This window comes from Mitsuaria sp. GD03876 (assembly GCF_029840635.1).
Lineage (GTDB): Bacteria > Pseudomonadota > Gammaproteobacteria > Burkholderiales > Burkholderiaceae_C > Roseateles.
In genome coordinates, this window is the sequence record NZ_JAOCCU010000035.1 from 1 (window position 1) to 14104 (window position 14104).

Annotated in this window: 10 protein-coding genes; 6 read left to right on the forward strand and 4 right to left on the reverse strand. The window is 71.0% G+C overall.

The features are described 5' to 3' along the window. Positions 1 to 159: 159 nt before the first annotated feature. The 3 genes from N5D62_RS20170 (at position 160) to N5D62_RS20180 (ending at position 2596) form a co-directional block, all read left to right on the forward strand. The gene (locus N5D62_RS20170) at positions 160 to 840 is read left to right on the forward strand and encodes a class I SAM-dependent methyltransferase (RefSeq protein WP_279759680.1); all 681 of its coding nucleotides are present in this window, start codon (positions 160 to 162) and stop codon (positions 838 to 840) included. An 84-nt stretch (positions 841 to 924) separates the two neighbouring features. Further along, positions 925 to 1965: a VTT domain-containing protein gene (locus tag N5D62_RS20175; protein ID WP_279759681.1), complete on the forward strand. Its 1041-nt coding sequence runs from the start codon at positions 925 to 927 to the stop codon at positions 1963 to 1965. A 52-nt stretch (positions 1966 to 2017) separates the two neighbouring features. Continuing rightward, positions 2018 to 2596 carry a hypothetical protein gene (locus N5D62_RS20180; RefSeq protein WP_279759682.1) on the forward strand — a complete coding sequence of 193 codons (579 nt, stop codon included), beginning with the start codon at positions 2018 to 2020 and terminating at the stop codon, positions 2594 to 2596. A 1-nt stretch (position 2597) separates the two neighbouring features. Here N5D62_RS20180 and N5D62_RS20185 read toward each other — a convergent pair whose 3' ends face one another. The 4 genes from N5D62_RS20185 to N5D62_RS20200 form a co-directional block, all read right to left on the reverse strand. Further along, the gene (locus N5D62_RS20185; protein WP_279759683.1) at positions 2598 to 4901 is read right to left on the reverse strand and encodes a diguanylate cyclase; all 2304 of its coding nucleotides are present in this window, start codon (positions 4899 to 4901) and stop codon (positions 2598 to 2600) included. A 31-nt stretch (positions 4902 to 4932) separates the two neighbouring features. Beyond that, the gene (locus tag N5D62_RS20190) at positions 4933 to 5196 is read right to left on the reverse strand and encodes a cysteine-rich CWC family protein (protein ID WP_279759684.1); all 264 of its coding nucleotides are present in this window, start codon (positions 5194 to 5196) and stop codon (positions 4933 to 4935) included. Between the two features lie 154 nt (positions 5197 to 5350). Next, on the reverse strand, positions 5351 to 6907 hold the full coding sequence (locus tag N5D62_RS20195; protein WP_279759685.1) for a malonyl-CoA synthase: 1557 nt from the start codon (positions 6905 to 6907) through the stop codon (positions 5351 to 5353). Further along, on the reverse strand, positions 6907 to 7902 hold the full coding sequence (locus N5D62_RS20200) for a tripartite tricarboxylate transporter substrate binding protein (protein WP_279759686.1): 996 nt from the start codon (positions 7900 to 7902) through the stop codon (positions 6907 to 6909). Before N5D62_RS20200 ends, N5D62_RS20195 begins: the two co-directional genes overlap by 1 nt. 246 nt (positions 7903 to 8148) lie before the next feature. Here N5D62_RS20200 and N5D62_RS20205 point away from each other — a divergent pair, with 246 nt between their 5' ends. From N5D62_RS20205 to N5D62_RS20215, 3 genes are all read left to right on the forward strand, one after another. Continuing rightward, positions 8149 to 9786 (forward strand): sigma 54-interacting transcriptional regulator, encoded by a 1638-nt coding sequence (locus N5D62_RS20205; RefSeq protein WP_279759687.1) that lies wholly within the window; start codon positions 8149 to 8151, stop codon positions 9784 to 9786. 176 nt (positions 9787 to 9962) lie between these two features. Beyond that, positions 9963 to 11591, forward strand: coding sequence for a methyl-accepting chemotaxis protein (locus N5D62_RS20210; RefSeq protein ID WP_279759688.1), 1629 nt, complete (start codon positions 9963 to 9965; stop codon positions 11589 to 11591). A 147-nt stretch (positions 11592 to 11738) separates the two neighbouring features. After that, positions 11739 to 14090: a hypothetical protein gene (locus tag N5D62_RS20215; RefSeq protein ID WP_279759689.1), complete on the forward strand. Its 2352-nt coding sequence runs from the start codon at positions 11739 to 11741 to the stop codon at positions 14088 to 14090. Positions 14091 to 14104: the final 14 nt, after the last annotated feature.

Genomic DNA, 14104 nt, shown 5'->3' on the forward strand with positions numbered 1-14104 from the left:
CCGGCCCTGGCCGGCGATGAGGACTGGACGACGTTCTGATGTAGAACCATCCGGCCCGGGGGACTTCCCTGTCCCGAAAGCGGAGGATTCCCTCCGGCGGGCCGGACTCCTAAGCTGCGCACCGCCGCGGTGCTTGTGGTTGCCGCGCAGGAGTGCCCCATGCAGGTCGCGAGCCCCCTGGTCCGCATCGACTACCCGCATCTCGCCCGTCGCGAGATGCTGGCCTTCCTGCCGAGGGAGTGCCCGCGGCTGCTCGACGTGGGCTGCAACACCGGGGCCTTCGGCGAGGCGGTCAAGGCCGCGCGGCCCGGCACCGAGGTCTGGGGCGTCGAGCCCGACGCCGGCGCGGCGGAGCGCGCGGGCCACCACCTCGACCATGTGATGCAGGGTTACTTCGGCGCCGGCCTGACGCTGCCCGAAGGCCACTTCGACGTGATCGTCTTCAACGACGTGCTCGAGCACATGCCCGACCCGTGGGCGGCGCTGAACCATGCCGCGCCGCTGCTGGCGCCGGGCGGCCAGGTGGTGGTGTCGCTGCCCAACCTGCTGCACCTGGACACGCTGTGGCCGCTGGTGCGCAACCGCGACTTCCGCTACGAGTCCAGCGGCGTGCGCGACCGCACCCACCTGCGCTTCTTCACCCGCACCAGCGCGCTGCGCATGTTCGACGAATGCGGCTACGAGGTGCTCAGCGTGCAGGGCATCAACGAGCAGTGGTACTCGCGCTCCATCCCGCGGCGCATCGTCTACCGGCTCTTCGGGCGCCAGCTGGAGGAGACCAAGTACGTCCAGTACGCCTTCGTCGCGCGGCCGGCGGGCCCGCCCCGCCTGGCGTCCTGAGCGCCTGGCGGTCTCCGCGCCGGCGCGGTCGCGAAATCGCCCCACCGCCGACGGGTGTCATCGGCAGCCGCGACAATCGGCCCCATGCGCGCCCTGATCGACCTGCTGATCCAACACGACTTCCTGCTCGTTTTCCTCGTGACGCTGGCGGCGCGCATCGGCGCGCCGGTGCCGGCCGCGCCGCTGCTGGTGGTCGCGGGCGGCCTGGCGGCGGCGGGGCGCCTGTCGGCGCTGTCGCTGGTCGTGGCCGCGGTGCTGGCCAACGTGCTGGGCGACGCGATCTGGTTCATCGCCGGGCGCAGCTACGGTCACCGCGTGCTGCGGCTGCTGTGCCGCGTCTCCCTGTCCCCCGACGTCTGCGTGCGCCAGAGCGAAAGCCTGATCGCGCGCTGGGGCGGCAGTTCGCTGCTGGCGGCCAAGTTCCTGCCCGGCATCTCCGTCGTCGCGGCGCCGATGGCCGGCGCGCTCGGCATGGGCTGGCGGCGCTTCGTCGCCTACGACGCGGTCGCCGGCCTGGTCTGGACGCTGTGTTTCCTGGGCCTGGGGTTGGTCTTCAGCAACCAGATCCAGGACGTGCTGGACGCGTTGTCCAACGCCGGGCTGGCCGCGCTGGCGGCCATCGGCGCGGCGCTGCTGCTGATGGTCGGCAACCGCTGGCGCCGGCGGCGCCAGATGGCGCGGCTGCAGAACGAGGTCGAGCGCATCAGCGTCGAGGACGCCGCCGCGCTGGTCGACCAGGACATGGCGCCGCTGTTCATCGACGTCCGCAGCGATCCTGGTCGCGATGCCGATCCGCGCACCTTGCCGGGCGCGCTCAACATCCCGCTGACGCGGCTGCCCGAGTACGCCGACCAACTGCCCGACGACCGGCTGCTAGTCCTGTACTGCAACTGCCCGAACGAGGTCTCGGCGGTGCAGGGCGCGCACGAACTGCTCCAGCGCGGCCACGCGCGGGTGCTGGCGCTGGACGGCGGCCTGGACGGCTGGCATGCGCTGCAGCGCCGCCGCAACCGGGACCGTGGCGACAGCGGCGACGGCGACGCGGTCGCGCCGACACCGGCCTCCGCTCCGACACCGGCGGCCCCGTCGGGCTCGACGCCTTCCGCCTCGCCGGCCGTCCCCTGATCTGAGGAGGGCCGGTGACCGCGGCTGGCCCGGCGCTTGCATACTCGCGCCCATGACCGTCGCCGCCCTGCCTGCCGCTGCTCCCGTGCTCGCGCCGACCATCCTCGACCTGGAGGCGTCCGGTTTCGGGCGAGGCAGTTATCCGATCGAGATCGGTTTCGTCGAGGCGGGTGGGCTGCCGTTCTGCTCGCTGATCCAGCCGGCGCCGGACTGGGCGCACTGGGACGAGCAGGCGGAAGCGCTGCATGGCATTTCGCGCGAGCTGCTGCTGCGGCACGGTCGTCCCCGCGAATGGGTCGCCGACGAGCTCAACAAGCGGCTGGCCGGCCAGACGGTCTATTCCGACAGCTGGGGTCATGACTACAGCTGGCTGAGCAGGCTTTTCGACAGCGCGGGCCGCCTGCCGCGATTTCGTCTCGAGGATCTGCGTCGCCTGCTCACCGAGGACGAGGCGTCGCGCTGGAACGGCGTGCAGCAGGAGGTCCGTGCCGAGGCGCAATTGCGGCGTCACCGCGCCAGCGCCGACGCGAAGGTCCTGCAGATGACGCTGATGCGCCTGAAGCATGGCCCGGCGACGCCGACGGCCTCATTGAACGGCCGCGCCCCGGACGACTTCGGCAACTGCGGCTGACTCAGCCTCGATCGACCCCCGGCCGCGACGCCCGATCGGCGCAGAGGGTCCCGCTGGACTGTCCCCGTCCGGCGCGCTTGGCGCGATAGAGGTGGTCGTCGGCCTGCTCGACCAGGTCGTCGAGCGTCGCTCCCCTTGCCCAGCGCACGCAGTAGCCGACGCTGGTTCCGATGTGCAGCTCCAGCGCCCCGATCCGGAACGGCATCGTCAGCGCGTGCACCAGCTTGTCGGCGACGACCTGCGCGTCGGCCGGCTTGGCGACGTGGGTGAGGAACACCGCGAACTCGTCGCCGCCGACGCGCGCGACCAGGTCCTGGGGCCGCAGCGCATGCCGGATGCGTCCGGCGACGGCCTTGAGCAGCGCGTCGCCGACCGGATGGCCGTATTCGTCGTTGACCGGCTTGAACCGGTCGAGGTCCAGGTATAGCAGCGCCACCAGCTCGTCGCGGTCGTCCGCGCGGCGCAACGCGGCGCCGACCTCGGACGCGAAGCCGGCCCGGTTGAGCAGCTCGGTCAGCGGGTCGGTGTTGGACGCGCGCAGCAGCCGCATCTGTTCCTGCTTGGCGTCGGTCACGTCGCGCGCGACGCCGTAGGCGCCGATGATCGCGCCGTCGTCGTTGAGCAGCGGCGCGTAGGTCAGCTCCACATAGCGCGTCTCGCCGCGATCCTCGCCGTCCAGCGGCATCGGCCGGCTGACGCCGTCGTCGTCGCGCATCTCGACCACGCTGGTCTCGCCCGCGAAGGCGCGGCGGATCAGCGGCCGCACGGCGGGGTAGAGGTCGTCGAAGACCTCGGACGCCTGCCGGCCGTGCCAGGAGCGCTCGGGGATGTCGAAGCGCCGCTCGAAGGCCTTGTTGCAGAACAGCACCCGCTCGTCGGTATCGACCGCCAGCATCATGACGTTGACGCTCTGCGCCATCGCGCCCATCACCGCCTGGCTGCGTTCGCGCTCGCGGCGGGCGGCCAGCTCGGCGCTGATGTCGGCGATGGTGCCGGCGTGCGCGACGATGCGTCCGCCCAGCCGCATCGGCCGCATCCGCAGCCGCACCAGCAGCTCGGTGCCGTCGCGGCGGGTCAGTTGCCGCACGCGGTCCACCGGCTCGCCGCGCGCGGCCAGCACGCCCCATTGCTCGCGGGTCAGCTCGCGCTCCGTCGACGGCAGCCGGTCCAGCCAGCCCCAGGCGAGGTCGTGGCGGTCCACCTCCAGCATGCGCAGGTAGGTCTCGTTGGCGTAGACGGTGCGGCCGTTGAGGTCGCAGCGGAACAGCCCCATCGGCGACGCGTCGGCGGTGGCCTCGCGTTCCGCCTCGCGCAGCCGGGTGCGCTGCTGGATGCGGGTGAACCAGGCCATCAGCCCGATCGCGATCACGCTGATCAGCATCGAGAAGCCGAGCACCGCGCGCCGTTGCTGCAGGTAGCCGGCGAGGATGCGGTCGCGCTCGAAGGAGACGTACAGCCGCATCGGGTAGTCCTGCAGCACGCGGTAGGACACGATGCGCTCGAGCCCGTCGGCCGGGCTTTCCGCGACGATGAACTGGCCGCTGGCCGGCGGGTCGGGCGGCATCGCGTCGCCGCCGGGCAGCGCGCGCAGGTTGGTGCCGATCAGTCCCTGCACCTCGGGCCAGCGCGCCATCGCGATGCCGTCGTCGCGTTCCAGCAGGATCGCCGTGCCGGCACGCATCGTGCGCGCGCGGTAGATGCGCTGCAGCACGTCGATGTCGATGAAACCGACGGTGGCGGTGAACGGTCCGGCGGGCGCGCTCAGCCGCGTGGCCATCGGCACGACCAGGTGCGCGCCTGGGCGCAGCTGCAGCGGCCGGCCGATGACGATGCTGGGGCCGCCGGGCTTGCCGAGCTCGGACAGGAAGCTCTTCGGGCCGAGGTCGACATAGGGTTCGCCGGTCACCGACGGGATGCGCCAGAGGCGGCCATCGGTCGCGGCGAGCATCACGTCGGTCAGGCCGCGCGAGTTGTCGCGCAGCGAGTCCGCCAGCAGCGACACCGTCGCGTCCAGGTCGTGGCGGTCGGTCTTGCGCGTCATCAGCAGCAGGTCGATGGTGCGCAGGCTGCCTTCCGTCTCGCGCAGCAGCTGTTCGGTGTCCTGCGCCGCGTTGAGCGCGATGCCGTGCAGGTCCTGCTGCAGGTCTTCGACCAGCGAGCGCGGATAGATCAGCGCGAACCACAGCACCAGCGCCCACAGCACCACCAGCACCAGCCCCAGCGCCAGGAACGGACCGTAGACCAGCAGTCGCCGGACCTTCAGTCGCTCGGCGACGGACTGGGTGAACAGGGAGGAGCTGGGCATCGGCCACATTGTGGCCGTGCGGCGGCCGGGTTCAAGCGTCCGTCGACGTCGCGCCGGGAGGGCGCCCCGGGGAGGCCGGCACGTGGCTGGCGGGGTCGTCGCGGGCCAGTTCGGCCAGACAACGCAGGCACAGGCAGCGGTCGGGCCAGCGCGCGGCGAGCTCGCGCTTCAGGTCCTCGCCCAGCCGCGTGCCGAAGCAGGCGCACCAGCCGTCCTCGACCCCGCAATGGAAGCCGCCGCCGCAGCGCGGGCAGGCGGTGTTGTCGAGCGGGACGGGGGTGGCGGGCGCGGTCACGGCGGCGGCATCGGGGTGGCGGGTGGATCACTGTAGCGCGGGCGGAACCGGGTCACATGCCCCGGTACTGATCGGCCCCATCCACTCTCAAGGAGGCGCCATGTTCTGGCCCTTGCTGCTGCTCCTGCTGGCTTGATCCCAGCCTCGCGCCGGCTCAACCGAACAGCCCGCGATGCCGGTCGCGCAGCAGGTTCTTCTGCACCTTGCCCATCGCGTTGCGCGGCAGCTCGGTCGCGACGAAGACCTGCTTGGGCACCTTGAAGCCGGCGATCCGGTCCTTCAGCGCGCCGACCAGCGCGGCGCCGTCCAGGTCCGTGCCGGGTCGCGGCACCACGACCGCGATCACGCCTTCGCCGAAGTCGGGATGCGGCACGCCGATCACCGCCGACTCGGCCACGCCGGGCAGCTCGTTGAGCCAGCCCTCGATCTCCGCCGGATAGACGTTGTAGCCGCCGGTGATGATCAGGTCCTTGCTGCGGCCCACGATGGTCACGTAGCCGCGGTCGTCGCGCCGGCCGACGTCGCCGGTCTTGAACCAGCGGTCGTCGGTGAACTCCTCCTTCGTCTTCTCCGGCATGCGCCAGTAGCCGGCGAACACGTTGGGGCCGCTCACCTGCAGGTGGCCGATCTCGCCGTCGCCCTCGGTGGAGCAGGGGGCGCCGTCGTCGGTGACGACGCGCACGCCGACGCCGGGCAACGGGAAACCGACGGTGCCGCCGCGGCGCTCGCCGTCCTCGGCCTTGTAGGGGTTGGAGGTCAGCATGACGGTCTCGCTCATGCCGTAGCGTTCCAGGATCGTGTGGCCGCTGCGGCGCTGCCACTCATTGAAGGTCTCGATCAGCAGCGGCGCGGAGCCGCTGATGAACAGCCGCATCCGCGCGCACTGGTCCCTGGTCAGCGCGGCGTGCTCGAGCATGCGGACGTAGAGCGTGGGCACGCCCATGAACAGGGTGGCGTCGGGCAGCCGCGCGATCACGCCGCGCGGATCGAAGCGGTTGAACCAGAGCATCCGCGCGCCGGCCAGCAGCGCGCCGTGCGACGCGACGAACAGCCCGTGCACATGGAAGATCGGCAGCGCGTGGACCAGCACGTCGTCCGCGGACCAGCCCCAGTAGTGCTTCAGCACCTCGGCGTTGGACAGCAGGTTGCCGTGGCTGAGCATCGCGCCCTTGCTGCGGCCGGTGGTCCCGCTGGTGTAGAGGATCGCGGCCAGGTCGTCGGCCGCCTTGGCGGCGACCTGGTGCGTGTCGGGCATCTGCACCGCGCGGTCCAGCAGCGTGCCGGTCCGGTCCTCGTTCAGCGTGAACACCCAGGGCACGCCGGACTGGAAGGCCAGCTTGCTGATCCAGCCGAAGTGCTTGCCCGCGCAGACGACCACCGCCGGCTCGGCGTTGCCGATGAAGTACTCCAGCTCCGCGGCCTGATAGGCGGTGTTCAGCGGCAGGTAGACGTAGCCGGCGCGCAGCACCGCCAGGTACAGCAGCAGCGCCTCGACGCTCTTCTCGGTCTGCACCGCGACGCGGCTGCCGGCGGGCAGGTCCAGCGAGGCCAGCAGGTTGGCGATCATCGCCGTGGCGCGGTCGATGTCGCGCCAGCTGTAGCAGCGTCCGGCGTCGGGCCCGTCGGCCAGTTCGATCGCGCAGGCGTGCAGGTCGTCGGAGAAGTTGGCGCGCAGCGCCGCGAACAGGTTGGCGTTGGGAGAGGCGTTCATCAATCCAGTTTCGCACCGCTGCGCTTGACGACGTCGGCCCAGCGGACGATCTCGCCGTGCACGTACTTGCCGAAGGCGTCGCCGTACAGGTTGGGCATCTCGGTGCCCAGGCCGGTCCAGATCGTCTTGAGTTCCTCGCTGGCGAAGGCCTTGCGCATCTCGGCCTGCATCGCGGCGATCACTTCCTTGGGCGTGCCCTTGGGCGCCCACAGCCCGTACCAGGTCGACACCTGGTACTGCGGGATGCCGGCCTCGACGGCGCTGGGGATGTCGGGGAAGCCGGGCGCGCGCTTGGCCGAGGCCACCGCCAGCGCCTTGATGCGGCCGCCGCGGATGTGCGCGGCCGACGAGCCCAGGCCGTCGAACATCAGGTCCACCTGGCCCGCCATCAGGTCCTGCAGCGCGGGTCCGGCGCCGCGGTAGGGGATGTGGGTGATGAAGGTCCGGGTCTGCAGCTTGAACAGCTCGCCCGCGAGGTGGTGCGAGGTGCCGTTGCCGGCGGAGCCGTAGTTCAGCTTGCCGGGGTTCTTCTTCAGCACGTCCAGCAGGCCCTTGACGTCGGTGGCCTGCACCTTGGACGGGTTGACCACGATCACCTGCGGCACGCTGGAGATCAGGCCCACGGGCACGAAGTCCTCCTCGAGCCGGTACTCCAGCTTCGGGTACATCGCCGGCGCGATCGCGTGGTGCACCGCGCCCATGAAGAAGGTGTAGCCGTCGGGGGCGGCCTTGGACGCGATCGTCGCGCCGACGGTGCCGCCGGCGCCGCCCTTGTTGTCGATGATGAACTGCTTGCCGACCTGCTTGGTCAGCACCGCGGTCAGCGGGCGGGCGAAGGCGTCGGTGCCGCCGCCGGCGGGGAAGGGCACGACGATCGTCACCGGGCGGCTCGGCCAGGCCGACTGCGCGAACGCGGCGGGCGACGCGCCCGCGACCGCCAGCAGCGCCGCGCCGGTCCCGAGCAGGCGGCGACGGGCCGCGGAAATCTTGTTCATGGGGGTCTCCTGTGGGCCGGGGCCGGCCGCCTTCGTGTAGGGGGTGGGCGGTTTATAGCCGCATCGGGGCCGGCGCGGCGTGACAGCGGCCCGGGGGAATCCCCAGGGCCGTCGCGGTCGGCGGACGGCTGTCGCACGGGGGGTGGCTGCTACATTGGTCCGCATCAGATCCGAGGCGGCCCGCGGCGCGGCGACCCGACCCGGACACGCCGCGGTCCACCGCGACGAATGCCCAGGAGACGAGTCATGAACGACATTCCCCAGGATGCCGAGGCGGTCTTGCGGCTGGCGGCGCAGTCCATGTTCGACGTGCTCGCCAGCACGGCGCAGGGCGCGATGGTGGTCAACCGCGAGCACCGCGTCGTCTGGATCAGCGAGGGCTACAAGCGCTTCCTGCCGGCGCTGGGCCTGCGGGACGAATCGGAGTTCGTCGGCCGCCTCGTCGAGGAGGTCGTCCCCAACACGCTGATGGCGCAGGTCATCGACACCGGCCAACCCATCCTGGTGGACCTGCTGACCAACAAGGCGGGCACCTTCCTGGTCAGCCGGCTGCCGCTGCGGGGGCCGGACGGCGATGTCATCGGCGCCATGGGCATGGTCCTGCTGGACCACCCCGAGACGACGATGCAGCCGCTGATGAACAAGTTCGCGTGCCTGCAGGCGGAGCTCGACGAGACGCGCCGGCAACTGGCGGCGGAGCAGTCGCGCAACCGGCGGCCCAAGCACCGGATCATCGATTTCATCGGGACCAGCGCGGCGGCGGTGGAGGCCAAGCGACAGGCGCGGCGGGTCGCGCAGGCCGACGCGACGGTGCTGCTGCTGGGCGAGACGGGGACGGGCAAGGAGCTGCTCGCGCATGCGATCCACGCGGCGTCGCGGCGGGCGGGCCGGCCGCTGGTGTCGGTGAACATCGCGGCCGTGCCGGAGACCTTGCTGGAGGCGGAGTTCTTCGGTGTCGCGCCGGGCGCGTACACCGGCGCCGAGCGCAAGGGCCGGGACGGCAAGTTCCGGCTGGCCGATGGCGGGACCTTGTTCCTGGACGAGATCGGCGACATGCCGCCGGCGCTGCAGGCCAAGCTGCTGCGGGTGCTGCAGGAGCAGGAGCTCGAGCCGCTGGGCAGCAACGAGGTGGTGAAGGTCGACGTGCGGGTGATCGCGGCGACCAGTCGGGATCTCGAGGCGATGGTGCGGCGTGGTGAGTTCCGCGCGGACCTCTTCTACCGATTGCACGTGCTGCCGATCCGTCTGCCGACGTTGCGCGAGCGTCCCGAGGACATCGAGGCGCTGGTGGAGGTGTTGCTGGAGGAGATCGCGCGCCGCAGCGGCCTGGCGCCGAAGACGCTGAGCGCGGCGGCGCTGCGGGTGTTGATGGCGCGTTCCTGGCCGGGCAATGTGCGCGAGCTGCGCAACGTGCTCGAGCAGGCCTTCCTCATGAGTGACGACGGCCAACTCGAGCCGAGGCACTTCGGCCTCTCCGATCCCGCCACTCCCACTCCCACCCCAACGCTCACGCCCGCGTCCACGTCCACGTCCACGTCCACGTCCACGTCCACGCCGATGCCCACTCCCTCTTCGTCGATCACAGCGAGTGATGCGGACGCTCCGGGGACCGGTGCCCCTCCGAGCGACCTTCCGAGCGTGCGGAGGAGTGGGAGCGAGGAGGGGCACCGGTTTCCGGAGCGTGGGCTCGGTCCCTTGCACGAGCGGGGGCTCGGCCCCTCTCCGGGCCTCCCCGCCCGAAAAGCAGAACTGGAGCGCGCCGCCATCGCGCAGGCCTTGCAGCGCACCAACGGCAACCGTGTCGCCGCGGCCAGGCTGTTGGCGATCTCCCGGGCGACGCTCTACGAGAAGTTGGCGAAGTACCCTGAATTGGCTTCGGGCTGACGCGTACGCCAAAGCCCGGGGTGTTGGCGCCCCGTCACATCGTCACGTTTGGCCTGTGTTCATGGGCTTCATCGAGGGTTCCGGGCCTTGTCGGACGCCGTGCGCCGTGCGCATATTGCGGGGACAGGGAATCACGACGACGAGGACCGGCTTCACCGGCCCGCTCAGGAGACACCATGAACACGCTGACCACGACCGCTGGCGCGACCTTCACCGGCGCGGACGCGGCCCGTCCTTCCGCTGCCGCGCCTCGTTCCGGACGCCGGGCCTGGACGCTCGCGACGAAGTTGCGTGTCGCCGTGCTGGCGGCGGTGATCGGTTTCGTCGTGCTGGTGATGTGGCTGAGCCACCGATCCGCGATGAGCTTGCTGGACGTGAAGATGATCACGACGGTCGAGCAGGTGAAGAACGCCGAGCAGATCGCCAAGAAGTATTTCGACCGCATCGGGGCTGGCGGCCTGAGCGAGGCGGATGCGAAGAAGCAGGCGGCGGCGGAGATCGGGAAGATCCGTTACTCGGGCAACGAGTATTTGTGGATCAACGACATGACGCCCAAGATGGTCATGCATCCGATCAAGCCGGAGCTGAACGACAAGGACCTGTCGGGCAACAAGGACCCGAACGGGCTGAAGCTGTTCGTGGCCTTCGTCGACACGGTGAAGGCGCAGGGCGCGGGCTTCGTCGACTACCTGTGGCCCAAGCCGGGCGCGAAGGATCCGGAGCCCAAGCGGTCCTACGTCGCGGGCTTCAAGCCGTGGGGTTGGGTCATCGGTTCGGGCGTGTACATCGACGACGTCTCGGCGATCGCTCGGCGTGACGCGATGGTCGCGCTGGGGCTGGTGATCGCGGTGGGCCTGGGCGCGCTGATCGCGGTCGAATGGTTCGCGCGCGGCTTGAAGCGGCGGCTCGGCCAGATGCGCGAGGTCGTGGAGGCGGTGGCCAATGGCGACCTGCGGGCGCAGGTGGTGGGCAGCGGCGGCATGGGCAGCGACGAGATCGGCGAGGTGCTGACGCAGGTCGCCGCGATGCAGGGGCGGCTCAGCGACCTGGTGCGCGCGATCCGCGACGCGACGGATTCGATCCAGCATGCGTCGCGCGAGGTCGCGATGGGCAGCCAGGACCTGTCGCAGCGCAGCGAGCAAGCGGCCTCCAGCCTGCAGCAGACGGCGGCGTCGATGCAGGAGCTGACGCAGCGGGTGACGCATTCGGCGGAAGCCGCGCACCAGACCAATCAGCTGGCCATCGGCGCGGCGGACCGGGCGAAGCTCGGCGCGGACGTGATGGGCGAGGTCGTGCAGACGATGGACGGCATCGCCGGCGCCAGCCGCAAGATCGCCGACATCATCTCGGTCATCGACGGCGTGGCGTTCCAGACCAACATCCTGGCGCTGAACGCGGCGGTCGAGGCCGCACGTGCCGGCGAGCAGGGCCGCGGGTTCGCGGTCGTCGCCAGCGAGGTGCGGGCGCTGGCGCAGCGCAGCGCCAACGCGGCCAAGGAGATCAAGGCGTTGATCAGCGATTCGGTCTCGCGCGTCGACGCGGGCAGCGCGCAGGTCGGCCGCGCGGGCGAGGCGATGGGGCAGATCCTGCAGTCGGTCCAGCAGGTCAGCGGCACCGTCGCGGAGATCAGCCAATCCAGCGCCGGCCAGTCCGACGGGCTGGCGCAGATCAACACGGCGGTCCGCCACCTGGACGACATGACGCAGCAGAACGCCGCGCTGGTCGAGGAGACGGCGGCGGCGGCCGAGTCGCTGCAGCAGCAGGCGCGACTGCTCAACGAGCAGGTGGCGACGTTCCGGACCTGATCCCGCGCACGGCCCCTCCGGCCCCGGCCCACCGATCCAGGGGGGACCGGGGCTTTTCCTCGTGATGCCGCGATTGCGCGGCTCGTGACCGGACGTTACAAACGCCGGCACAACGAGTCGGCCCGGAGCGGCCGCGAGGGAGGGTGAATGATCAGATCCCGGACGTGGATGGCGGCGGCCTGCCTGTCGCTGACCGGTTGCGCGATGGTGTCCAAGAGCGTCGAGCAGAGCATCACGCTGTCCGACTCCTGCGACCAGTTGACCCAGCAGAAGCACGCGGCGGTGACGCTGGGCCAGTCCAACTTCGTCGAGCTGCTGCGGGCCCGCTTGCTGGCCACCACGTCCTGCCTCGACGCGAGCGGCCAGCTGGTCCGCGCGGGGCTGACGGAATGCGCGCTGTCCCAGATCCAGGCTCGCGCGATGGACGCCAAGACGCTTGAGGCCTTGCAAGAGGCGCAGCTCAAGGCGAAGGGCGGGAAGGACACGGCGGACGCGCAGATCCAGCAGATCAAGGGGCCACTCCAGGATCTGGCGAAGACGGTCGTCGCCAGCAACCAGGCGATCGACGGGCATCTAACGGCCCTGGGGGAATCGCTCGACGCGCTCTGCGGGGATCCGAAGGAGGTGCGCAGCGTGGCCCACTTCTCGAGGTGCTACATCAGCCTGGTCCAACGCGGCCAGGCGGCGCCCGTCGTGGAGCAGGGCGCGAGCGCCGCGGCCACCGTGCTCGCGGACCAGCAGCGCGCGATCAAGGCGGTGCAGGGCATCGGCGCGGCGCTGGCCGGTCTCCAGGGGGCCGTCAACCAAGCCCGCGGTCAACTGACCGTCGTCGCCAACGACGCCTCGGCGGTCCAGCAGGCGCTGGCGTCCGATGTCGCGCTCTACGCGAGCACTGTCGATCGTTTCGTCGCCGACGCGCGCAGCGCCCTGACCGGCGACCTGACCGCGATGACCGGCGACGCGCTGGTGGCCAGCCTGACCTACCAGAAGGCGTATCGCCTCTTCGACTTCATCGACCAGGGGCTATTGCCCGTCGAGACCCTGCTGAACCGCGCGGACGACAAGGTGTACGGGGCGGTGTCCCTGACCATGGCCTTCACGGTCGATTCACTGCAGGCCGGCACGTCGCGGGCGCTCGAGACGGTCGTGAAACAGCGCCCGGCCTTTCCCTGGTCGGCCGAGGCGAGAGCCCGGCTGACGCAAGAGGAGCAGGCGAAGGCGGACCGCGTCCTCAAGGCCGTCTGGATTCCATTGGGACTGGCGGCCTGCGAGCGGCTCGGGGATCCGAAGGTGGTGCGCAAGAGTCCGACGCTGGAACCCTTCTTCGAGCGCGGACTGGTGGAGGCCGTGCAGAGCGCGTTGAAGGAGGCCAGGAGCAACGCGGGCGTCGAACGCGTGCGCCTGGCCGAGGAACTGCGGCAGGCGAAGGAAGCGAAGCGGCAGGTCACGAGCGAAGGGCCGGGCGTGCCCGTGATCTTCGCGGCGGCAACCCCGGTGGCGCCCCCGCTCGAGGCCGAGGACTTCAATGCCGGCTTGCTCCAGACCTTCGTGTCGTCGCAATGGGCGATGCGGCAGGCCATGAGCCGGGTGGCGCCGGGACCCGCGATCGCGGAGGACAAGGCCAGCGGCAGGAAGGTCGCCGAATACCTGGTGTCCACCGCCGAGGAGCCGCTGGTGCGCCGCGCGGCGCTGTCGCTGAGCGCGTCGCTGGCGGGCGGCGATCCGGTGTCGCGGGAGGGCGTCCCCTTCTCGCCGGCCCTCGCGAGCGCGGCCGCCTCGTCGCTCGCGATGGCGAGCTCGGTCGCCACGGCCTCCGCGAGCGCCACGGTGACCAACACGCAGCACCTCACCATGACGCCCTGGGGCCCGCCGCCGCCGGACGCCCCCCGCCCGCCGCCTGACATCGTCACGACCGCGCCGCGCATGGCGCCGCTCGACCTGTGCGCCGCGTTGCCCGGCGCGATCGGCTGCAAGTCGCTGGGCGAGCACGGCTATCGCCTCGACATCGGCGCCTTCCCGCAGAACGACTATCGCGACGACGACATGCGGCAGATGCTCACGTCGATCGGGCGCATGGTCGCGGCCAGCGGCGCGGACTTCGACGCGCAAGTCATCGGACGCGCCTCGACGCCGCGGTTCGATTGCTTCAAGGCGTCGAGCTGGCAAGGCGGCGACGGGCTCGAGGTGAAGAAGTCGGACGAGGCCGCGGGAAGCAAGACCTATGTCTTCGCCGCGAAGGGCGTGTCCGCCGGCGCGCCGATCGCCGCGGTCTGCCGCCGCGGCTCGTCGCAAGCCGACGGCAATCGCGTCCTGGCGCTCGCCCGTGCCGCCTGGGCCGCGGGCGTCCTGAACAACGCGAGGATCCGGATCTCCTCCGACGACGTGACCGGCGTGGGCAGCCTGCTGGCCAAGCCCCCCAACTCCGCGGCCGATCGCGGCATCACCGTGCTGCTGATCCGCCGGCCGTCGTCCGGCCTGGCGAGCGCCGCCACCCGCTGACGATCGCCCTGTCC

What these genes read in the sequence shown, in the direction of transcription:
- N5D62_RS20170 (WP_279759680.1), top strand. Translation starts at nt 160, where the DNA reads ATGCAGGTCGCGAGCCCCCTGGTCCGCATCGACTACCCGCATCTCGCC.
- N5D62_RS20175 (WP_279759681.1), top strand. Translation starts at nt 925, where the DNA reads ATGCGCGCCCTGATCGACCTGCTGATCCAACACGACTTCCTGCTCGTT.
- N5D62_RS20180 (WP_279759682.1), top strand. Translation starts at nt 2,018, where the DNA reads ATGACCGTCGCCGCCCTGCCTGCCGCTGCTCCCGTGCTCGCGCCGACC.
- N5D62_RS20185 (WP_279759683.1), bottom strand. Translation starts at nt 4,901, where the DNA reads ATGCCCAGCTCCTCCCTGTTCACCCAGTCCGTCGCCGAGCGACTGAAG.
- N5D62_RS20195 (WP_279759685.1), bottom strand. Translation starts at nt 6,907, where the DNA reads ATGAACGCCTCTCCCAACGCCAACCTGTTCGCGGCGCTGCGCGCCAAC.
- N5D62_RS20200 (WP_279759686.1), bottom strand. Translation starts at nt 7,902, where the DNA reads ATGAACAAGATTTCCGCGGCCCGTCGCCGCCTGCTCGGGACCGGCGCG.
- N5D62_RS20205 (WP_279759687.1), top strand. Translation starts at nt 8,149, where the DNA reads ATGAACGACATTCCCCAGGATGCCGAGGCGGTCTTGCGGCTGGCGGCG.
- N5D62_RS20210 (WP_279759688.1), top strand. Translation starts at nt 9,963, where the DNA reads ATGAACACGCTGACCACGACCGCTGGCGCGACCTTCACCGGCGCGGAC.
- N5D62_RS20215 (WP_279759689.1), top strand. Translation starts at nt 11,739, where the DNA reads ATGATCAGATCCCGGACGTGGATGGCGGCGGCCTGCCTGTCGCTGACC.